At 68.6% G+C, this 20,165-nt stretch carries 24 protein-coding genes; 15 read left to right on the forward strand and 9 right to left on the reverse strand.

Going from position 1 to position 20,165, the window contains the following annotated elements; all coding sequences use genetic code 11:
- The first annotated feature begins 85 nt into the window (after positions 1-85).
- A complete protein-coding gene (locus tag ACOCEP_RS31125; protein WP_482332671.1) occupies positions 86-517 on the forward strand; it encodes an NfeD family protein in 432 nt (143 codons plus the stop codon).
- Between the two features lie 58 nt (positions 518-575).
- Positions 576-1,922 carry an SPFH domain-containing protein gene (locus tag ACOCEP_RS31130; protein WP_482339854.1) on the forward strand — a complete coding sequence of 449 codons (1,347 nt, stop codon included), beginning with the start codon at positions 576-578 and terminating at the stop codon, positions 1,920-1,922.
- A gap of 88 nt (positions 1,923-2,010) precedes the next feature.
- Here the strand turns inward: ACOCEP_RS31130 and ACOCEP_RS31135 are convergent, their stop codons facing one another.
- From ACOCEP_RS31135 to ACOCEP_RS31145, 3 genes are read right to left on the reverse strand one after another with little or no spacing between them, the layout of a single operon-like run.
- A complete protein-coding gene (locus ACOCEP_RS31135; RefSeq protein ID WP_482332673.1) occupies positions 2,011-2,385 on the reverse strand; it encodes a MerR family transcriptional regulator in 375 nt (124 codons plus the stop codon).
- Positions 2,382-3,824 carry a DHA2 family efflux MFS transporter permease subunit gene (locus ACOCEP_RS31140; protein WP_482332674.1) on the reverse strand — a complete coding sequence of 481 codons (1,443 nt, stop codon included), beginning with the start codon at positions 3,822-3,824 and terminating at the stop codon, positions 2,382-2,384. The genes ACOCEP_RS31135 and ACOCEP_RS31140 overlap by 4 nt, the downstream gene beginning before the upstream one ends.
- A complete protein-coding gene (locus tag ACOCEP_RS31145) occupies positions 3,821-4,405 on the reverse strand; it encodes an NADPH-dependent FMN reductase (RefSeq protein ID WP_482332675.1) in 585 nt (194 codons plus the stop codon). Before ACOCEP_RS31145 ends, ACOCEP_RS31140 begins: the two co-directional genes overlap by 4 nt.
- Before the next feature lie 119 nt (positions 4,406-4,524).
- On the opposite strand from ACOCEP_RS31145, the gene ACOCEP_RS31150 reads away from it, so the two are divergent.
- The 5 genes from ACOCEP_RS31150 to ACOCEP_RS31170 are packed head-to-tail and all read left to right on the forward strand — an operon-like array spanning position 4,525 to position 7,273.
- Positions 4,525-5,499, forward strand: a complete 975-nt coding sequence (locus tag ACOCEP_RS31150; RefSeq protein WP_482332677.1) for a hypothetical protein — start codon at positions 4,525-4,527, stop codon at positions 5,497-5,499.
- A gap of 33 nt (positions 5,500-5,532) precedes the next feature.
- Entirely contained in the window at positions 5,533-5,919 is a 387-nt protein-coding gene (locus ACOCEP_RS31155) for a VOC family protein (protein ID WP_482332678.1), read from the forward strand.
- Positions 5,919-6,236 carry a metalloregulator ArsR/SmtB family transcription factor gene (locus tag ACOCEP_RS31160; protein ID WP_482332679.1) on the forward strand — a complete coding sequence of 106 codons (318 nt, stop codon included), beginning with the start codon at positions 5,919-5,921 and terminating at the stop codon, positions 6,234-6,236. The genes ACOCEP_RS31155 and ACOCEP_RS31160 overlap by 1 nt, the downstream gene beginning before the upstream one ends.
- On the forward strand, positions 6,233-6,670 hold the full coding sequence (locus ACOCEP_RS31165) for an SRPBCC family protein (RefSeq protein WP_482339855.1): 438 nt from the start codon (positions 6,233-6,235) through the stop codon (positions 6,668-6,670). The genes ACOCEP_RS31160 and ACOCEP_RS31165 overlap by 4 nt, the downstream gene beginning before the upstream one ends.
- Before the next feature lie 30 nt (positions 6,671-6,700).
- Positions 6,701-7,273 carry a TetR/AcrR family transcriptional regulator gene (locus ACOCEP_RS31170; protein WP_192744354.1) on the forward strand — a complete coding sequence of 191 codons (573 nt, stop codon included), beginning with the start codon at positions 6,701-6,703 and terminating at the stop codon, positions 7,271-7,273.
- Here ACOCEP_RS31170 and ACOCEP_RS31175 read toward each other — a convergent pair.
- Together ACOCEP_RS31175 and ACOCEP_RS31180 are read right to left on the reverse strand one after the other, a co-directional pair.
- Positions 7,264-8,022: an SGNH/GDSL hydrolase family protein gene (locus tag ACOCEP_RS31175; RefSeq protein WP_482332680.1), complete on the reverse strand. Its 759-nt coding sequence runs from the start codon at positions 8,020-8,022 to the stop codon at positions 7,264-7,266. The genes ACOCEP_RS31170 and ACOCEP_RS31175 overlap by 10 nt on opposite strands.
- Positions 8,023-8,070: 48 nt before the next feature.
- Positions 8,071-9,561, reverse strand: a complete 1,491-nt coding sequence (locus ACOCEP_RS31180) for an alpha/beta hydrolase (RefSeq protein ID WP_482332681.1) — start codon at positions 9,559-9,561, stop codon at positions 8,071-8,073.
- Positions 9,562-9,675: 114 nt separating this feature from the next.
- Here ACOCEP_RS31180 and ACOCEP_RS31185 point away from each other — a divergent pair, with 114 nt between their 5' ends.
- From ACOCEP_RS31185 to ACOCEP_RS31210, 6 genes are all read left to right on the forward strand, one after another.
- Positions 9,676-10,398, forward strand: a complete 723-nt coding sequence (locus tag ACOCEP_RS31185) for a MerR family transcriptional regulator (RefSeq protein WP_482332682.1) — start codon at positions 9,676-9,678, stop codon at positions 10,396-10,398.
- A gap of 2 nt (positions 10,399-10,400) precedes the next feature.
- Positions 10,401-11,063 (forward strand): hypothetical protein, encoded by a 663-nt coding sequence (locus ACOCEP_RS31190; protein ID WP_482332684.1) that lies wholly within the window; start codon positions 10,401-10,403, stop codon positions 11,061-11,063.
- A gap of 212 nt (positions 11,064-11,275) precedes the next feature.
- Positions 11,276-12,754: an FAD-dependent oxidoreductase gene (locus ACOCEP_RS31195; protein WP_482332685.1), complete on the forward strand. Its 1,479-nt coding sequence runs from the start codon at positions 11,276-11,278 to the stop codon at positions 12,752-12,754.
- Entirely contained in the window at positions 12,751-13,794 is a 1,044-nt protein-coding gene (locus tag ACOCEP_RS31200; protein ID WP_482332687.1) for a hypothetical protein, read from the forward strand. The genes ACOCEP_RS31195 and ACOCEP_RS31200 overlap by 4 nt, the downstream gene beginning before the upstream one ends.
- A 28-nt stretch (positions 13,795-13,822) precedes the next feature.
- Complete coding sequence (locus ACOCEP_RS31205; protein WP_482332688.1) at positions 13,823-14,428, forward strand: TetR/AcrR family transcriptional regulator; 606 nt, start codon at positions 13,823-13,825, stop codon at positions 14,426-14,428.
- 124 nt (positions 14,429-14,552) lie between these two features.
- Positions 14,553-15,275, forward strand: coding sequence for a VanZ family protein (locus ACOCEP_RS31210; RefSeq protein ID WP_482332689.1), 723 nt, complete (start codon positions 14,553-14,555; stop codon positions 15,273-15,275).
- A gap of 8 nt (positions 15,276-15,283) precedes the next feature.
- On the opposite strand, the gene ACOCEP_RS31215 is transcribed toward ACOCEP_RS31210, so the two are convergent.
- Positions 15,284-15,739 (reverse strand): glycogen operon protein GlgX, encoded by a 456-nt coding sequence (locus ACOCEP_RS31215; protein ID WP_482332690.1) that lies wholly within the window; start codon positions 15,737-15,739, stop codon positions 15,284-15,286.
- A 103-nt stretch (positions 15,740-15,842) separates the two neighbouring features.
- Here ACOCEP_RS31215 and ACOCEP_RS31220 point away from each other — a divergent pair, with 103 nt between their 5' ends.
- Positions 15,843-16,568, forward strand: coding sequence for a TetR family transcriptional regulator (locus ACOCEP_RS31220; RefSeq protein WP_482332691.1), 726 nt, complete (start codon positions 15,843-15,845; stop codon positions 16,566-16,568).
- A 195-nt stretch (positions 16,569-16,763) separates the two neighbouring features.
- Here ACOCEP_RS31220 and ACOCEP_RS31225 read toward each other — a convergent pair whose 3' ends face one another.
- Positions 16,764-17,870, reverse strand: a complete 1,107-nt coding sequence (locus tag ACOCEP_RS31225) for an epoxide hydrolase family protein (RefSeq protein ID WP_482332692.1) — start codon at positions 17,868-17,870, stop codon at positions 16,764-16,766.
- A 93-nt stretch (positions 17,871-17,963) separates the two neighbouring features.
- Here ACOCEP_RS31225 and ACOCEP_RS31230 point away from each other — a divergent pair, with 93 nt between their 5' ends.
- Positions 17,964-18,428 carry a MarR family winged helix-turn-helix transcriptional regulator gene (locus ACOCEP_RS31230; protein WP_482332693.1) on the forward strand — a complete coding sequence of 155 codons (465 nt, stop codon included), beginning with the start codon at positions 17,964-17,966 and terminating at the stop codon, positions 18,426-18,428.
- Here ACOCEP_RS31230 and ACOCEP_RS31235 read toward each other — a convergent pair.
- Positions 18,425-19,300, reverse strand: a complete 876-nt coding sequence (locus ACOCEP_RS31235) for a LysR family transcriptional regulator (RefSeq protein ID WP_482332695.1) — start codon at positions 19,298-19,300, stop codon at positions 18,425-18,427. The two genes, ACOCEP_RS31230 and ACOCEP_RS31235, sit on opposite strands and share 4 nt — an antisense overlap.
- 51 nt (positions 19,301-19,351) lie before the next feature.
- On the reverse strand, positions 19,352-20,107 hold the full coding sequence (locus tag ACOCEP_RS31240; protein WP_482332696.1) for an SDR family oxidoreductase: 756 nt from the start codon (positions 20,105-20,107) through the stop codon (positions 19,352-19,354).
- Positions 20,108-20,165: the final 58 nt, after the last annotated feature.

The following is a 20,165-nucleotide window of genomic DNA, read 5'->3' on the forward strand; positions in this document are numbered from 1 at the left end:
TGCGAGAGGTCACTCAAGGTCACGCGTCGGTCACGTCGGTTTCGCTTCTTCGGTATGAATCGGCGCGATCTGGGAGCATGAGCGCATGACAGGCGCTCTCATCTGGCTGATCGCCGGCATCCTCTTGATCATCGCCGAGTTGCTCTCGGGTGATCTGTTCCTGCTCATGGTCGGCGTCGGAGCCCTGTTCGGGGCGGGTTCGGCCGCCTTGACCGGCAACCCGTTCATCGACGTCGCGGTGTTCGCCGTCGCCTCGGTCGGGATGCTCGTCCTCGTCCGCCCGACCCTCAAACGCCGGTTCCTCGCGGGGCCGGACATCAAGACCAACACCGACGCGCTGATCGGCGCGCGAGCGATAGTAGTGTCCACAGTGGACGGCGATGCGGGCCAGGTCAAACTGGCGGGCGACGTCTGGTCGGCACGGACCATGACCGAAGGGGAACCGATCGCCCCGGGGACGTCGGTGACGGTCGTCGAGATCTCGGGTGCCACTGCGGTCGTCTCGGCCGAGCTGTGAGCCGGACGGCCGCACAGCAGCAGATTTCTACGTAAGGGGAAGGTAGTTGTCAGAGACAGTGGTGTTCATCGTCGTCGGACTGCTCGCGTTGTTCGTGGTCGTCGTCGTGGTCAAGGCGATCATGGTGGTGCCGCAGGCGCAGTCCGCTGTGATCGAACGGCTGGGCCGGTTCCGGACGGTGGCTTCTCCCGGCCTGACGTTTCTGGTGCCCTTCCTGGACAAGGTCCGGGCGCGGATCGACCTCCGCGAGCAGGTCGTCTCGTTCCCGCCGCAGCCCGTGATCACCGAGGACAACCTGACGGTGTCCATCGACACGGTCGTGTACTTCCAGGTCACCGACTCGCGTGCCGCGGTCTACGAGATCTCGAACTACATCGTCGGTGTCGAGCAGCTGACCACCACGACCCTGCGTAACGTCGTCGGTGGCATGAGCCTCGAACAGACGCTGACCTCGCGCGACTCGATCAACAGCCAGCTGCGCGGTGTGCTCGACGAGGCCACCGGCCGCTGGGGCATCCGCGTCGCCCGCGTCGAGCTGAAGGCGATCGACCCGCCGCCCTCCATCCAGGACTCGATGGAGAAGCAGATGCGCGCCGACCGTGAGAAGCGCGCGATGATCCTGACCGCCGAAGGTCAGCGTGAGTCGGCGATCAAGACCGCGGAAGGTCAGAAGCAGAGCCAGATCCTCGCGGCCGAAGGTGCCAAGCAGGCCGCGATCCTGAGCGCGGAGGCCGAGCGGCAGTCGCGGATCCTGCGGGCGCAGGGTGAACGTGCCGCCCGGTACCTGCAGGCGCAGGGCCAGGCGAAGGCCATCGAGAAGGTTTTCGCGGCGATCAAGGCCGGGCGTCCCACTCCCGAGGTCCTGGCGTACCAGTACCTGCAGACCCTGCCGCAGCTGGCGCAGGGCGACGCGAACAAGGTCTGGATGATCCCGAGCGACTACGGCAAGGCCCTGGAGGGCTTCGCCCGTGCGCTCGGCGCTCCCGGCGACGACGGTGTGTTCCGCTACGAGCCGCCGAAGGAAGACCCGGTCGAAAAGCCGGATCTGGAGGACGAAGAGGTCCAGGGCTGGTTCGACACTTCCAGCGACCCGAAGGTCGCCGAGGCTGTCGCGGCCGCGGAAGCCGTGGCGCGCAAGGAGGTTCCGGCGCTGGGTGTCGCGACGCCGCGGCAGGAGCCGCCCGCTCCGCGTCAGGTCCCGAAGGCCGCGCCCGCTCCCGAGCCGGAGGCCGCTCCGGAGCCGCAGCAGGCCCCGCCGCCTACCCGGTTGCCGCAGGCGCAGCCGCCCGCCGGTCCGCAGGGTGGCCCGTACCAGGGACCGCCGTCGCAGGGGCCGGGCAGTGGCCCGTTCCCGCAGCAGGGCCCGTTCGGCGGTCCGCAGGGTGGTCCTCCGCCGCAGCGCTGAGCCGCTCGAAGTACCTGAAGGCCCCCTTCCTCGCGCTGGACGTGAGGAAGCGGGCCTTCGGGTACTTCTGGACCTCGATCGCGGCCATTCAGCTCCTGAGGAAGTCGAGCGTCCGGTACTCGTCGACCACCGAGGTGAGCTCGGCGATACGGGCCTGCCCGGCGTCGATGAGCCGTTGCCCCGCCCGCGACCACTGGTCGAGATCGGGGGACATGGGTGGGATCTCGGCCAGGATCTCCGCGCTTTCGGCGAGGCTGAGCCCGACCCGCTGGGCGGCGACCGCGAGCCGGATCCGGCAGATGGCGTCGATCGTGAACCGGCGTGCGTTGCCCGAGGTCCGCTCCGCGGTGATGACGCGGTAGCGCTCGTAGTACCGGACGGCGTTCGCCGAGACGCCGGCCTTGCTCGCGACCTCGCTGACGGTCAGCCGGGCATCGAGCGGGGACAGTGTCGAGGTCGTCATGCCGCGCTCCCTGCTGTGGCGGGTTCCGTCGTCCGGGCCGGCCGTGTCCGCAACCTGACCACCAGGGCGAGCACCATGATCGCGAGGACTCCGACGAGCGTCAGACGATACGCGTCGACGACTTCCCCGGTGAGCGCCGAACCCGGATCGCTCAGCGCGGCGAGACCCCGACCGGCGGTGGCGGCCGCGATCAACCCGGTGAACACCGCGCTCACCACCGCGGTGCCGATCGCGCTCGCGATGGTGCTGGCCAGGGGGAGGATCGCGGAACCCGAGGCGAGATCCGCCCCGCGTAGTTCGCGGCCCGCGCTCACGATGGTGGGCATCATGATCGCTCCGGTGCCGGCTCCTTGGACCAGTCCCAAGATCCCCAGCACCAGGTACGGGGTGTCCGGGGTGAGGACGAGCGCCGTCAGGGCGGTCGAGACGATCGCCAGGCTCAGTCCCGTCCCGACGACGATCCTCGGGCCGAAGCGTTCCAGGACGCGGGCGGCGAACTGGATGGTGATGCCCATCCCGATCGTCCCGGGAACCATCATCAGCGCGCTGGTCATGGGCGAATCACCGCGCATCACCTGGATGTAGGCGGGCATCAGCAGCATCGAGCCGAAGTACGGCGCGGCGTACAGGACCAGGATCGCGGTGTTGCGGCCGAACGTCCGGTCACGCAGGAGCCGGACGTTCAGCAGTGGCGCGTGATGCCCCCACGACCTCCGGATGAACACGGCCATGAGCACCAGCCCCGCGGCGACGATGGCCGACCGGACGTCCAGGCCGAGCGTCTCCTCGCTGAATCCGTACGCCACCGCGACCACACCGGGGACGAGCAGCAGGCCACCGGCGAAATCGATCGGAGCGCGTTCCGTTGACGGGGCGTCGGCGGGCACCCACCGAAGCACGCCCACGACGGCGAGCAGAGCGGGGGGAACAGTGATGAAGAACAGCGCCCGCCAAGACAGGCCGTCCAGCAGGATCCCGCCGAGCATCGGGCCGAGGATCGGCCCGATCAGCAACGGGAGGCCGGTGATCGCGGTCATCCGGCTGCGGCGTTCCGGGGCCACCGTACCGAAGCCGATGGTCATGCCCAGTGGATTGATCAGGCCGCCCGCGAGGCCCTGCACGGCCCGTGCGGCGATCAGCCAGCCCAGATCGACGGCGGCTCCGGCGGCCGCGGACGCCACCGCGAACACGAGCAGCGCGGCCAGGTACACCCGGCGAGCTCCCCACCGTTGCGCGAAAGTGGCCGCGAGGGGCATCGCCGCGACCATGCCGAGCGCGTAGGCGGTCACGATCCACTGGATGGTGGTGAGCGACGCGGAGAAGGTCGTCATGAACCGCGGCAGCGCGACGGCGACGATCGTGGTGTCGAGAACGGCCATCAATCCGCCGAGCGCGATCACCGCCGCGATGCGCAGTTCTCGTGCGGTCAAGCGGTTCATGCCGCACTCACCTGATCCGCGACGCGTCCGGCGCGCAGGGTGCGGGCCCACCAGGTCAGTTCGGTCATCGTCGCGGCCAGCGCGCCGCGTTCGCCTTCGGTGCCCTCGTATCCGTTCGGTCCGAGGCGGGTCCACGGAGCGTTCAGCAGGACCGCGTCGCGGATCGTGGTCGCTCGCAGTTCGGGGAAGATCAGGCGCAGCTGCTCGATCGCGCGGATGCCACCCGAACCCGCGCCGTAACCGACGAACCCGACGGGTTTGTACGCCCATTCCGTGAAGTGCCAGTCGATCGCGTTCTTCAGCGCCGCCGGGAAGCTGTGGTTGTACTCCGGGGTGACGACGAGGTAGGCGTCGGCCGCGTGCAGCCTGTCGCTGATCGGCGTTCGGGTGCCGCCGGGGCGCGTGCCCTGCAGCGGGAGATCGACGTCGGCGAGGTCGATCGGGTCGACCTCCAGGCCGTCGATCGCGGCGAGTTCGGTCAGCAGCCAGGCGGTGATGGCGTCGGCGAACCGTTCGTGGCGGACACTGCCGATGATGACGGCGAGGCGGACGGGGGACTGGGCAGTGGTCTCTTCACTCATGACGACGACGCTAAAAGTTCGTCCATAGGTGAACTCAAGCTCTTGCGTCCCTGGTCACGAACCCTGGACCTCTATATAGGTAGAGGTTGTAGGTCGATGGCTGTGGTATGTCTTCGGTCATGGATCAGCTTGGCGACGACCCGGACGACCTGGCGAAATGGGGCCTGCACTGTTTTTGCCTCGGTGCCCGGAGCACCCCGCATCATGTCGTGAAGATGGACGACAACGGCCGTCTTCTCTTCCGTGCGCGCCTGGGCGTCAGCCGGGCGGAACTACGGCGGCAAGGAATCGATCCGCTGGAGAGTCAGATCGCGTTGCTCCGGGCGTACCACCTCTTGGCGATCGAAGGCGATCGGCTGGTGACCACGTTTCCCGTGCTCGGTTCTCGGGAGACGGCCGAGTTGCGCGCTCGGATGGGCGTCCTGGCCGGCGCGATCGCGCCGGAGATCGCGACCGACGTTTCCGCGTTCGCCGACGTCCTGGCCGGCCGGGGACTGGCTCACTGCGCCTACGCGGTGCTCTTCGGGTACGTGATCGACGGTCTTGTCTGGGATGTTCTCCGGTCCGGCGGCTTGCTTCCCGCAGGTGAGCTCAGCGTCGAACGTCCTTATTGGAATGGTGCCTTCTGGGCGGTCTATCCGCCGAGGGACGGGGCGATGGGGACGAATGAGATCAAGGAGCCAGGGGCCGGATTGACGATGGTCTGGACGGATCCGACGGTACGGGCCGTGAATCGGCTGGCCGAAACTCCGGGGCTGAGGCCGGCTTTGCGTGCGGCGGGTCGCGACGAAGCTCTCGTGGCGGACGGTGGTTCTGTGTGGTCGCTCGACGGCGGACGGGCGACGATTCCGATCGTCAGGCGACGAGAGGCCGATCCCGTCCACGCGATCGGATCGCGGATCGCGGCGAAGATCGTCTCGGCGCTGCTGCGGGACATTCCCGAGGGTGACGTCGTCGTGGTCGCTCATGAGCTGATCTGGAACCTCATGGATGCCCTGGAAACGGCGGGAATCGTCCGGCGGCCGGCGGTGTTCGGCGATTCCGAGGCGACTCCTGACGCTCTCGGTGCCCAGATGTTCCTGGTCGTCGGTTGACATGTAGGAATTATCCTACGTATGGTCCCGGGTATGAACATCGACCGCATCCAATTCCTCACCGTGCCGGTCACCGATCAGGGCAAAGCTCGGGACTTCTACGTCGGCAAGCTGGGCTTCGACCTGCTCGTCGACGTCAGCGGGCCGCACGGCCCGTTCGTCATGGTCGGCCCCAAGGGCGCGGACACCGGGATCGTCCTCGTGGACCGCGCCGTCGGCGACCTGGACCCCGGCACGCGCGTGCACTTCCAGCTCAGCACCACCGACGTCGATGCCGACATCGCGGAGCTCCGCGCCCAGGGCGTCGAGGTCGGGGACGCGGAGGAGATGCCGTGGGGCCGCGTGACCTCCCTGAAGGACCCCGACGGCAACGCGATGGGCCTGCTCGAACCCTCGGGTTACGGGAACTGGCCGCGCTAGTGCCGGTCAACGACGACATCTTCGCCGCACTCGCCAACCCGGCTCGCCGCGAAGTCCTCGGCATCCTCCTCGACGGCCCGCGGGCGGCGGGGGGGATCGCCGAGCGGTTCGACATGCGGCGGCCGAGCCTGTCGGAACACCTTCGGGTGCTGCGTGAAGCCGGGCTCGTCCGGGAAGAGAGGCAGGGCCGCAATCGCGTCTACTCTCTCGAGGCCGCGCCGCTGCGGGTGGTCTCCGACTGGCTTTCCCCGTATGAGCGGTACTGGCGCGGCAAGCTGGGCGACCTGCGAGACCTGCTGGACGAGGAGGAGCTCTGAACGACGAGGATCCGACGGCCGTTCACGTCGACCAGTTCCTCGCGCATCCGCCGCGCAAGGTGTGGCGCGCGCTGACCGAACCGCGGCTGCTGGAACGCTGGCTTCGGATGCCGAATGATATCAAACCCGTTGTGGGACATCGGTTCCAGCTGATCGCCGACCCGGTTCCCGCCGCCGGTTTCGAGGGCGGCCCGGTCGCCTGCGAGGTGCTGGCCGTGGAGCCGGAGCGGTTGCTCAAGATCAGCTGGGGTCCGAAGTGGACGGTCACGTGGCGGCTCGAGCCGGAGGGGCGCGGGACGCGGCTGTTCCTCAGTCACGAGGGCTTCGACCCCGAAGACGAGTTCCAGCGGATGTCACGCCGCATCATGGGCGGCGGCTGGCGCACCGGGGTCCCGAAGGCGCTGGCGCGTGTGTTGGACGAGATCCCGGACTAGCCTCTCGACAACGGGTCTAGGATCCCCGCTGTGACGGACGAGAAACCGCTCCGAGCCGATGCCCGCCGTAACCGCACGCGGGTGTTGGAGGCCGCGGAGCGGGTCTTCACCGCCAAAGGCACCAGCGCGCCGACCGAAGAAGTGGCCCGGGAAGCAGGTGTCGGGGTCGGCACCGTGTTCCGGCACTTTCCGACGAAAGAAGCGTTGCTGGAGGCAGTGCTCTTCGCGCGTCTTCACCGCTTCGTCGACGAAGCCGAGGCCACGGTGGCCGTCGAGTCGCCCGACCCCGGCGCGACGTTCTTCGGATTCCTGACCGGCTGGATCGAGATGGCGGGCGCCAAGAACGCCTATTTCGAGGCGCTGTCCGCGGCCGGGGTCACCGTACCGTCGGCCGGGTCGGTCATCGGCGTCCGACTGAAGGACGCGCTGGGCGTACTGCTCGGCAGGGCGCAGGACACCGGCGACGTCCGCAAGGACATCGGCGTCGACGAACTGATCGCGGTGATCATCGGAACCGCGAAGGCGGCGGAGCATGCCGGGCCCGAGTTCCGGGCCCGGACGATCTGCGTCCTCTTCGACGGGCTTCGGCCGCGTCAGGCGTAAGGCTCCATCGTCGGCCGCTTCGGCGCGAGCGCGTCACCCGAGGATTCCCCGCGCAGCCTGCGCTTGATCCACGGGACAGCGTGCTCCTTGCCCCACTGGAGGTTCTCGGTGCGCCGCACCTGCGGGCTCAGCGGCGGTCGCGGCCCGAGTTCGGCAGGCGTCAGCTTGTGCGGTTCGCCAAGGGCGTCGAGGACGGCGATGGCGATCTCGTTGTGTCCCAACGAGTTCAGGTGCAAGCGGTCGGGGGCCCACAGCCGCCTGTCGCGCAGCCGCCGCATCGCCCACATGTCCACCAGCAGCGCCCCGTGCCGGGCCGCGATGCCGCGGACGTGTTCGTTGTAGATCGCGACCCGGCCCCGGATCCTGCGGAACAACGCGTCTTCGACCCCGTCGACCCCCGTGAAGAGGACGACCCGCGCACCGGTGGCCACGACCTTGCCGACAGCGACGTCGTAGTCGTCGGTGAGGGCGTCGATGTCGACCTTCGGCCGCATCAGGTCGTTGCCGCCGGCGTACAGCGTCACGAGATCCGGGTTCAGCGCGAGCGCCGGGTCGAGCTGCTCCGCGAGAACCTGCCCGAGGAGCTTGCCGCGGATCGCGAGGTTGGCGTAACGGAAGTCCTGGTGGTTGGCCGCGAGGGTGCCCGCGACGCGATCGGCCCAGCCGCGGACGCCGTTGGGCGACGACGGGTCCTCGTCGCCGACCCCCTCGGTGAAGGAATCCCCGAGACTGACTAAGCGCTTGCTCATACCCGGATGCTACCCAGGCGAGCGCGGCCGGGCCGATTCAACCCCTGCTCAGGAGCAGAACACGTCGCGCTTCGGCAGCTTCCCGGACATCAAGAAGCTCGTCGTCGTGTTCAGCGCGCAGGCGTTACCGCCGAGGACGTAGACGCCGTGACCACTGGCGTCCACGGTCACCAGGCGCGATCGGGCACCGAACTTCTCGTCGAGCAGCTGCCCGCCCCCGAGCGGGGTCGCGGGGTCTCGCCGGTTCTGAACGACCAACACGTTCTCCGGCCCCTTGTCCTTGACCGCCACCGGTGGTTCGGCCGGCGCGTAGGGCCAGAACGCGCAGGGCGAGATGTTCGCGCCGGCGGCGCCGAAGAGCGGGTACCGCTCGCGGTCCTCTGCCACCCCACGCCGATAGGTGCGCACGTCCGACGGCCACGCGACGTCGTTGCACGTCACCGCGAGGAACACCGACCACATGTTGCCCGCCGGCGCCGGCGTGGCAGCCAGGGACAGGCGCTTCGCTTCGGCGGCGACGCGTTCAGCCGCGGCCTTGTCGCCGTCGCGGACCGATTGCCACCACTGTGCGGTCTGCCCGTACCGCGTCTGCCCGTAGAGACCCGCGAAGGTGGCCAGTCGGAACAAACGCCCGTCGAGGCCGTTCACCGCGGTCTTGTCGAGCTTCTCCGCGAGCTCGAAGTACGTCCTTCGGACTTCGGTGGCCGTGCGGCCGAGGCCGTACGACTCGTGCCGCGCCGCCGCCCACTTCGCGAAGTCCGGGAAGGTCTCCTCGGCTCCGAGCCCGAACCGGCGCAGCCCGTCACGGTCGAGGTGGGTGTCGCCGATGTTGCTGTCGAGCACCACACGGTCGGACTTCTCCGGGAACATCGACGCGTACGCCGCACCGAGCGCGGAGCCGTACGAATACCCCAGGAAACTGGCCTTGTCCTCGCCGAGCGCGGCCCGGATCCGGTCGAGGTCCCTCGCCATGTTCGCCGTCGAAATGTGCCGCAGCCTGCCGTCCTTGTCGTTCGCGGCGCACTGTGCGGCGACCCCCTTCGCGATCTTCGCCTGCGCGATGACCGCCGCGTCGTCCACCGCGTACGGCGGGATGTTGCCCAGGTACTCCTGCTCCGCCGTGAACCCGCAGCTCACGGGGGCCGAGTGCCCGATCCCTCTGGTGTCCATGCCGATCACGTCGTAGCCGTCCAGGACGCTCGCGGGCATGCCGTGCGAGGCCAGATCCGCGGGGAACGACAGACCCGGCCCGCCCGGTCCGCCGGGGTTCAGCATGAGCACGCCCCGCCGTGCCGCAGGTTTCGTGCTGGCCAGGCGGGAGATCATGATGTCGATCTGCTCGCCCTCCGGCGTCCGGTAATCCAGTGGCACCGGCACGGTGGCGCACTCCAGCACGATGTCCGCGGGCACCTTCACGTCTTCGGGGCACGCGGCCCACGCCAGGCCCGGCGCCGGTTCGGTCGCTCCGGCGGGCGCGGTGAACAGCGGCGCCATGAGGCCGAGGAGCACCGCCAGGCCCGCAGCTCGTTTCCGTCTCATCGTCTCTCCCCGATCTTGGTGTGTGATCACCGACGGGCGTATTCGAGACCGTGCCCTCGGGGCATGGTCAAGCCGCTTGACTGTGCCCTTGGGGCACGGTGTCCAATGCGGGAGATGTCCTGGAGCACACGGGAGCTGGCGGAACTGGCCGGCACGACGCTGAAGACCGTCCGCTACTACCACCGGATCGGGTTGCTCGACGAGCCGGAACGAGCGCACAACGGCTACAAGCGCTACGGGGTCGAGCATCTGATCCGGTTGCTGCGGATCCGGCGGCTGGCGGACCTGGGGGTGCCGTTGTCCGAAATCCCGGCGATGGCGGGCTCGGACGAGCATACGGAGCAGACACTTCGCGCACTGGACGAGGAACTGCGGGCGAGTATCGAGCGACAGCAGCGGATGCGGGACGAGCTGGCCCTGATCCTGCGCCGCCGCAGCTTGGTGGATCTGCCACCCGGCTTCGACGGCAACGTCGAAGGAATGCCGGAGGAGGAACGTTCGCTGATGATGATCTTTTCGACCGTGCTGGACCCGGCCACGATGGCTACGCTGCACGCGCTTCAGCCGGCGACACGGCCCGCCGTCCAGACCGAGTTCGACGAACTGCCCGCGGACGCCGACGACTTGACGCGCCAACGTATCGCCGAGGCTCTCGCGCCGATCGCCCGCGGCCAGTACGAAGCCGAGCCCGGATTGCTGGACGCGAAGACATGGAAGGCCCTCACCAGACCGGTCGTCCTCCGCGGCGTGGTCGATCTGTACAACCCGGCCCAGCTGGACGTCCTGCAGCGCGTGAACGCCCTGCTCGACCTCAACCCACCGGAAGCGACGTCCTGACCATGGTCAAGAAACTCACCCGACGGTGGCAGCTCTCCAGGGTCAGGTCCGGGGACGGATCCGCGCTGGCCGAGTACCGCCGATGGCAGCTGTTCTCCCGTTCGCTGTTCTTCCTCGAACTCGAAGCACAGGTCTACGCGGTCGACGTCCGGTACCTCGCGGACGCCAAGACCCGGAAACAGCACGAAGACGCGGTCGGGAAAAGCCCCGCCGCGCTGTACCGGGACGGTGTCCAGCTCTTCCGGTCCAATCTTCCCGCGGCGTTCCCGGTGCCGGGAGGTGCCATCGAGGTCGCGACCAGCGCGGTCGGGTTGAAGCGCATGCATTTCGTTCCCGATCACGGCGACGAGCGAGCGCTGCGTCCTCACCCGCGTTCGCAGGAAGGGCTGCGGGAAAGGTTCGGACGGCGGTTTCCCCGTACCAGCGCCGCTATCGGCGTCGTCTCGCTCGTGATCCTCCTGATCGCGCTCGTCGTCGGCCTGCTCCAGGGAGCCGAGGCCGTCACGAAGATCCCCGTCGTCGCCGAGCACGTCGGTACGTTCACGTCACCGGTGCTGCTGCCCTCGTGGGCGAAGATCATCCTCGCGGTCGCGGGATTCCTCTCCGCCCTCGAACGCGCGCTGAGGCTCCGGTACAACCGGTTGATCGACTCCGTCACCTCTTGAGACGGAAAGGGAGCGGCGCCCGCTTCCGAGGGCGAGCGGGTCGGGGAAGCCGAACCGCGTCATCCGGCAGACGGCCAAGACGCCCGACTCGTCGTCCCTTGTGGACAGTCATCGACCGCGTTCGAGCCGGGCCGCCTTGACAGGCCGCCGCGCCGTTCATACATTCATACACGCGTTGTCCAACTGTATGAATGACGCTGGGAGTTGGTCGTATGCGACTCGGCAAGACCGCCGTCGTCCTCGGCGGCAGCGCCGCCGGACTCTGCACCGCGGGCGCGCTCGCCCCGTACTTCGACCACGTGCTGGTGCTCGAACGCGACGAGCTTCCGGCCGAGGCGGAACACCGGCGCGGGGTACCGCAGAGCAAACACCCGCATTTCCTCCTGAACTCCGGCCGCCGCGCCATCGGAGCGCTGTTCCCCGGATTCGAGGACGATCTCGTCGCCGCCGGCGGACTGCATCTCATGCCGTCCATGGACGCCGCGTACCTCGACGGAAAGGGCTGGTCCGCACGGAAACGCAGCGCGATGACGATGATCTACAGTTCGCGGATCCTCATCGAGCGCGTGCTCCGGGACAAGGTCCGCGCCCTGTCGAACGTCGTCATCCGCGAAGGCGTCGCGGTCGGCGGGCTGACGACCCGGGACGGCGCCGTCACGGGTGTCGGCATCTCCACGCGCGACGGCGAGGAACACCTCGACGCCGACTTCGTGGTGGACGCGATGGGCCGCGGTTCCCCGGTCGGCGCGTGGCTGGTGGCGGCGGGCTGGCCGGAACCCGAAGTGCGGACACTCGACGCCAAGGTCACCTACACCTCACGCTGGTACGACCTGCCCTCGCCCGAGGAACGGCCGCCGTCCTGGTGGTGGCGGCATCTGGTGATCATGCCGACCCCCGACAAGGGTCCGCATCCGGACGAGCACGAGTTCCTGGTGAACTTCTTCCCGATCGAGGACAACCGGGTCATCGCGTGCATGGGTTCGTGGGGCATCGAGATGCCACGCACCACCGAAGCGTTCGTCGAGTCGGCCCGCCGGGTGCGGGCGCCGCTGTTCGCGGCCGCGATGGACCGGTCCACCCCGACCTCCGAGGTCCACCTCACCCGGTCGACCGGCAACAAGTGGCGCCGCTACGACCGGCTCCGCACCCCGCCGGAACGGCTGGCGTTCATCGGTGACTCGATCTGCGCGTTCAACCCGTTCTACGCGCAGGGCATCAGTTCCGCCGCCGGTTCGGCGCTGCTGCTGCGCGAGCACCTCGCCGGTGCGGAGCGTCTCGGCACCGGGTTCTCCTCGCGATTCCTCGCGGCCCAGCGCAAGCTTCTCACCGTGCCGTGGAGTCTGGCGATGGCCAGGGACCAGGGGTACGCCTGCGCGGTGGGCACCGAAAAAGCGGGGGAGTGGAAGCGGCGCCTGCTCTCGGCGGTGTCCGGTCCGGCGTTCAGGCTCATCGTCGGCGCCGCCCGCGAAGACGACGTGGTCGACGAGCATTTCGCGAAGGTGTTCAACCTCGACGAGTCCCTGCGCGACATGATGACGAACCCGAGGGTGATCGCCGGCCTCGTGCGCTATCGGATCCGGGCGGCGCTGGGGCGGCACCGGATCCCGTTCGACTTCGACGCCAGGGCCGAGCCGCCGGTCACGGACTATTCACCGGAAGGTGGCGCCGCCGCACCGGCGGTCGCCCGATGAGCGCGGTCTGCGGGGCGGACGCGGAAGCGGTCACCGGCGCTCTGGGCTTCGACTGCCACGACGTGTCCGCCTGGCTCTCGATCCGTCCACCGTGGACGGCGGAACACTGGACGATGCCGCTGCTGGAGCTGCTCGTCCTCGGCGGAGCCGTGTTCGCGTTGGTGCACGCCGTCCGCCGCCACCGCCAGGGCGACTCGGCCAACCTGGCGCTGTGGTGCGCTTCGCTGGTCTACCTCTTCGTCATCGAACCGCCGTTGTACTTCCCGGAATGGTTCGGCCTCGAGCGGCAGTACGGATTCATCTTCGCCCACAACCGGTTCACCGTGCAGTTCATGTGGGACCGCCTGCCGCTCTACATCGTGGCGTTCTACCCGATGATCAGCCAGCTCGCCTACGAACTCGTCCGGTCGCTCGGGATCTTCCGCGCGCGCGGCGCACTAGCCGGATCGGTGGCGGTCGCCTTCACCTGCCAGGTCTTCTACGAGGTCTTCGACCACCTCGGTCCCCAGCTGAAGTGGTGGGCCTGGAACGGGAACAATCGGATCGTCAACCACCCGGCGCTCGATTCCGTGCCGATGACCAGCATGCTGCTCTTCGCGTCCGTCTCGATGGGCGCCATGACCTACCTGGTGGTGCGGCTCGGCAGCGGGTCGAGGCACGGCTGGTCGCTCGTGGCGCGCATCGTGGCGGTCGGTATCCTCACCCCGCTGAGCATGGTGATCGCCGGGCTCCCGTCGAGCCTCTTCGTCGGCAACGTGACCGCGCAGGCGTGGATTCTCGCGGTCGAGCTGGCTCTGCTCTGGGTGGCGGGAATCTGGATCTTCGCCCGGCATCGGAACACCGATGAGCCGTTGGCGCCTTTCGTGCGGTTCTATCCCGCCGTCTACCTGGGTGTGCTGGTCGTGTTCTGGCTGGGCGCCGTCCTCGAAAACGGTGTCACGCCAGGGAGCGGCCTCTACGTACTGGCCTGCTTCGTGGCCGCGGGCCTGATGCTCACCGCGCTGTACCGCGCGCGCCGCGCGGTACCTGCCACCGGCTGAGATTCTCCGTTCGGGGAAGATGAGGCGCATGGGGCACCACGGATGGCGGGGCAATCCGCCCGGGACCGAGCGCGAGGCACGTCGCCGTATCGTCGAGGCGGCGACCGCCTGCATCGACCGCGTCGGTCTCGCCAAGACCAGCCTCTCCGACGTCGCCGCGGAAGCGGGCGTCACCCGGCAGACCGTCTACCGCTACTTCCCGAGCCTCGCCGACATCCTCAGCGCGGTCGCGCTGGACCGGGTCGAGGAGTTCGCCGGCCGGATGGAACGGCATCTGGCCACGTTCGCCGACCCCGCCGAGGTCGCGGTGGAATCGGTGGTGTTCGGCGTCCGCGCGGTCCCCGACGAGCCGTACCTGGGGCTGCTGCTGAAGGCGGGCGAGGCGGACGTCTTCACCGTGGCCGTCACGTCGTCGCAGTCGTTCGCGCTCGGCGCGCGGATCCTCCGGAACGTGCCGGTCGACTGGGCCGCGGTCGGCGTCACTACCGAAGACGATTTCGAGGGCCTCGCCGAAATACTGATGCGGCTGTTCCTGTCGTTCCTGCAGTACCCCTCGACGCCGGCGCACACCGACGAACGGTTGCGGGCCCTCGTCCGCCGCTGGATCGGCCCGGCGCTGACCGCACGGCCGTGACAATTGAACTCCGTCAAGTATCAACGCGGATGGTAGTTATTCACCGACAATAGTCAGGGTTCTTGTCTGGCCTTCACGATGCTGCCACCCTCGCCGAAGACGATCATCGGCGAAAGGGGAGTGCATGGGATGGTGGTGGCAGGCATTCTTCGACGCCGCACCGTGGTCGCTGCTCGCCGCCGCGGCCGGTGCCGTCGTCGCCGAATTCGTCGCGAGACGTCGGGGAAACCGACGTCGCCGGACCGCGATCGCCCTGGATTTCGCCTTGCTGGCATCGCTTTTCGCGGTACTCCCGGTCGTGTTCGTACCGGCGCCGATGCCGGCTCGCGGCTCGTCGGTGAGTCTCCATCTGCTGGGCGATGTCCTGCCCGTGTTCGACGATCGCCCGGACGTCGCCTTGTTCCAGCTGGCAGGCAACATTCTGCTGCTGGCGCCGCTCGCTGTACTGGTGCAGGCGCGCTTCGGCTGGGCGAAGCCGGTGTCGCGGATCGTCCTGGCGGCGTTCGCGGTGTCCGTGTCGATCGAATGTCTTCAGGTCTGGCAGGGCGCCGGGCGGGTGGGATCGCTGGACGACGTGGTGTGCAACACGGCGGGAGCCGCGATCGCGGCCTGGTGCGGAAGCCGTTGGCGAAACCGGGCGAAAGGCAGCGTTCGCGTGTGGCACCGCTCGGGAATCGAGGTTCGGCGTTCCGGTTCGTCGAACGCCCGGCGAGGGCAACGGTTGATCGGCCGCGTGACCCTGAGCGACCTTCCGCCGCTGGCGGAAGGGGCGACTCTCGAGATCACACTGTCCGAATCGGACGGTGGGGCCCTGCTCGTCTCCGCGCAGGCGTCGGTGGCGGCGTGAACCGCGCGCTACCTCGGCCGCACACCCGCGAGGACGGCGTCCAGGCTGGGAAGCCACCGCTGCCGGGGATCGGGCGCCGAGAGCCATTCCGCGTGGGCCTCGGCTCGTCCGGAGTCGGTGGGAAGCGGGAGCAGCGTCCCCCAGGCGAGTACTTCGACGTGCGGCGGCAGGGAATCCCGAGCGGGAATCAGCCCGTCGGTCTCCGCGAGAATGGCCACCCGTGGGCCCTGCTGCGTCAGGACCGCCATGGCGGGGCCATCGCAGCCGGTCTCGGCGAGCCTGCCGAGCACCTGGGCACCGTTGATCTTGGGCAGGGTCACCGCGCAGATCCCGCCCTCCAGTGCCAGGAACGGCTGCGGCCCGCGCCATTTGAGCGACCAGCCGAAGAGCCGGCCGTAGAAGGCGTCGCCCCGAGGGCGGATCGAACGTGACTCGACCGGGAGTACCTGGTGGTCCAGCGACATCGTCGGCGCCTTCCGAACGGGGATGGGGACACGGGGGTCCCGGGGACTTCGCTCAGCCTAACGGCACTCAGTGCCACTAGCAAGTGGCTGCTACCGTCCCGCTATGACCGATTCGCCGCGCCGAGCGCCGGTGACCAGAGCCGGCGCGACCCCCGACGGGAGGCGCCGGCTGCGCCGTGCGCTCGCCGCGGCCGCGGTGGACCTGTTCGTGGCCAAGGGCTACGAGGCCACCACCGTGGACGAGATCGCGGCCGCGGCGGGGGTCGGCCGCCGGACGTTCTTCCGGTACTTCGACGCCAAAGACGACGTGCTCTTCGCCAATCACGACGAGATCGTGGCGGAGATGGAGGAGACGTTCGCCGCCGCGGATCCGGGGCGCGATCCGGTCGAGGTGGCCTGCGCCGCCGTCGAGTTGGTCCTCGACTCCTACGCCGCGGAACTCGACATCTCGCTCAAGCGGTTCACGTTGACGCGGACGGTGCCTTCGTTGCGGGACAAGGAAGTCGCGACCGTCGACCGCTACCAGCGCGTACTCGCCCGCTATCTGCGGGCCCGTTTCACCGACCAGGGCGACGAGATGGCGAGCCTGCGTGCCGCCGTGGCCGCCGCGGCGATCGCGGCAGCCAACAACCACGTCCTCCGGCGCTGGCTGCGCAGTGGGGGACAGGATGACATCGCCGCCAGTGCGGCGGAGGCCTTCGCGCTGGTGATCGACGCGTTCAAGGTCCAGGACAGCGCGCCCGAGACGACCATGGTGGCGGTGATGACCACGGCGACGCCTCTGCGCGACGTGATCGCGAAGGTCAACGCAGCCTTGACCGAGCGGTAGGGGAGCCTTGCTTGGCACTGAGTGTCAGGCAAGGCTCGGGGTAGGGGAGACGCGTTCTCTGGGAGGTTCGTCGAGCAGGGGTGCGGCGACCGGATTCCGGGGCACCGGGGACGTGAGGCGATCCGCCGGGGATGTTGGATCCCCTTCAAATGTATAACGACCTATACGACGCCAGAACGAACAAGATCCTTTCGATCACTTTGAACCACCTGCACGGACGGCAAGGAGGCCGAGGAAGAACTCCCGGATGTCCGCGGCGAGCAGCTCCGGAACCTCCATCGCGGCGAAGTGACCGCCACGGTTGAACTCCGACCAGTGCCTGATGTCGTACAGCCGCTCGGCCAGTGGCCGAACCGACTGTGTGATGTCCTGGGGGAGCACCGCGACGCCGAGCGGTACGCGGCAAGGAGTGTTTCCCCTTCCGGCGTCGTGGTGGAGTCGCGCGGACGATGCCGCGGTCGCGGTCAGCCAGTACAACGAGATGTCGGTGAGCATCCGGTCGTCGCTGACCGGCGTGCGCGGGTCCGTCCACTGCGCGAAGCGCTCGGCGATCCAGGCGAGCTGGCCGACCGGCGAGTCGGTCAACGCGTAGCCGATGGTCTGCGGGGTCGCCGCCTGCAGTGCCTGATACGGCGGGCGATTCGCCATGAGCCGCTTCACCTTCTCCAGGCGTGCTTCGTCCTGTTCGGACAGTTCGACGCCGGCGTCCGGATCCGGCCGGGTCGGCAGGTAGTTCACGTGCACCCCGACGACCTGTTCCGGTGCCACCGCGCCGAGCGCCGTCGAAATCCCGGAGCCGAAGTCGCCGCCTTGCGCGCCGTAGCGTTCGTATCCGAGGCGGCGCATCAGTTCCGCCCATGCGCGGGCGATCCGGTCGGAGCTCCAGCCGCGGTCGTGGGTCGGGCCGGAGAAGCCGTAGCCCGGGATCGAGGGGATCACCAGGTGGAAGTCGGGCGAGAGCGGTTCGATCAGGTCGAGGAATTCCAGGAACGAACCGGGCCAGCCGTGGGTGAGGACCAGGGCGAGCGCGTCCGGGTCGGCCGACCGGACGTGTACGAAGTGGATGTTCTGGCCGTCGATCTCGGTGGTGAAGTGCGGAAGCTCGTTGAGCTCTGCTTCATGGGCGCGCCAGTCGTATCCGGTTCGCCAGTATTCGGCGAGTTCCTTGAGGCGGGCGAGCGGGAATCCATAGTCGAGGCCCGCGTCGGCGACCTCGTTGGGCCAGCGGGTTCGGGCCAGCCGGTCGGCCAGGTCGTCGAGGTCGGCTTGGGGGATGTCGATGCGGAAAGGCTGGATCGTCACGTCGGCTCCACGGGGTCGTTGGGCATCCAAACGTTTAGTGGCCCAACGATATCCGAATTGTTGGGTAACCCAACGATTCGTTAGACTCGTCACATGGAGAACCCCTCGGAGGAGCCGCGCGGGGGCTGGCGAAACCTGCCCAGCTGGTTGCTCACGCAGACCGCGAACCACGCGCATCGCCTGGTGACTGACGGTTTCTCCGCCGTCGACGCCCGGGGGTACCACTACCGCGTACTGGCGACGCTGGACGAGTTCGGACCGGCCAGTCAGGCGATGCTGGGCCGCCGGAGCGGTATCCACGTGAGCGAGATGGTCGCGGCGATCAACGAGCTCGCCGAGCGTGAGCTGGTCGAACGGGCACCGGATCCGGCCGATCGGCGCCGTAACGTCGTCTCGCTGACCACCGCGGGCAGGCGACAGTTGCGACGGCTGGAGAAGCAGCTGGCCGAACGGCAGGAGGAGGTGCTGTCTCCGCTTTCGGCGGATGAGCGGAAGCGGTTCACAGAGCTGCTGTCGAAGCTGCTGGACCACCACGACCGGCGAGGCGGCGACGCCTAGAACCCCTGGGCGGAAGCCAGAAACGCTTGGCGCGCGTCGGAAGTGCCGTGCTGCGGCCACAGGGCTTGCAGTGGGACATGCACGGCGGGCCGGAGTTCTCTGACGCGGACGGCCCCGCCCGCCGCCGGTCCGGGTGGCGCGGTCACGAACGCGACACCGTCGGTGTCGAGGACGGCGGTGACCGGTGGTGTTCCCTGAATGGGGTTGCGGCGGACGCGGGGTTCGAATCCCGCGTCGCGGCACAGGTTGACGAGCAGATCGGTGTATCCGGAGCGGCCGGGGTGTCCCCAGACGGTGATCTCCTCGCCGTCGAGGTCGCTCAACGCGAGGTGGTCGCGCTCGGCGAGCCGGTGTCCGGCGGCGACCGCGACGTTGAGCCGCTGCCGGATCAGAGTGGTTCCGACCAGGCCGTGCGCGAGGGGCAGCGCGCGGCCGAGGCCGAGGTCCAGTTGCCCGCCGAGCAGTTGCGCGACGAGCTCGTCGGGGTAGCGCTGGTTGACGTCGATGATCAGGTCGGGATCGGTCTGGTGGCTCCGCAGGAGGGCGGTGACCTCGTCGCCGGTCACGGCGGGGGTGTGGCCGACGCGGAGTCGTTCCGGTTCGCTGCGGCCGATGCGCCTGGCTCGCCGGATGGCGGAGTCGGCGATGCCGTTCAGGAGGCGGGCGTCGGCGATCAGGGCCTGCCCGGCGGGGAGCACGGTGACGCCGGTGGCGCTCCGCTCGAGCAGGGGGACGCCGACTTCCCGCTCGAGCGTGCGCACCGAGGACGACAGCGCCTGCTGGCTCAGGTGCAGCCGGGCCGCCGCGCGGGTGAAGCTGCCTTCTTCGGCGACGGCGATGAGGTGGTTCAGCTTGTACAGGTCCAGGCCCACCCAGGGGTTCCCCTTCGTTTCCGGTCTACGGCGTCTTGACCAGCGTAGGGGTCAGCGGGTGGTGTAGCCGCCGTTGGGGAACATCGTCTGGCCGGTGAACCAGGCGCCGTCGGTGGCCAGGAACCGGATGATCGGCACGATGTCCTCGATCTTCGTGAGCCGTCCGCCCATGGCCTGGGATTTGTGGAACTCGACCCGCTCGGGGGTTTCCTGCGGGTAGAAGAACGGGGTGTCCATCGGGCCGGGCGCGACGACGTTGACCGAGATGCCACGGTCGGCGAATTCCTTGGCGGCGGCCCTGGTGAAGTGTTCCAGCGGGGCTTTGCCGCCGGCGTAGGTGGAATAGCCGTCAGTGAAGGCCGCGAGCAGGGACGTGCCGAGGCTGATGATCTTGCCGTTGTCGGAGAGGCGTCGTCCGGCTTCCTGGATGAAGAAGTAGGCGGCTTTGGCGTTGACCGCGAACATGCGGTCGTAGTCCTCCTCGGTGGTTTCGAGGATCGGTTTGCGGAGGACCATTCCGGTGGTGTTGATCGCGATGTCGGCGCGGCCGAAGGTGTCGATCGTGGTGTCGAAGAGACGGCGGACGTCGGCGACTCGGGTGAGGTCGCCCTGGACGGCGACGGCTTCTGAGCCGGCGCCGCGGATCGCTTCGACGGTCTTGTCGGCGTCGGCCGCTGAGGCGTCGCCGTGGTAGTGGACGACGATCTTGGCGCCGGCTTCGCCGAGTGTGGTGGCGAGGAGTCCGCCGAGGTTCTTGGCGCCGCCGGCGATGATCACGACCGCGCGTTCGAGGTTCTGTTCGCTCATGACTTCAAACGTAGGAGCCGGGGCCGGTGGTGGGGAAACACAAGATCGAGGTGGGGTC

The organism is Amycolatopsis sp. CA-211722, from assembly GCF_056828465.1.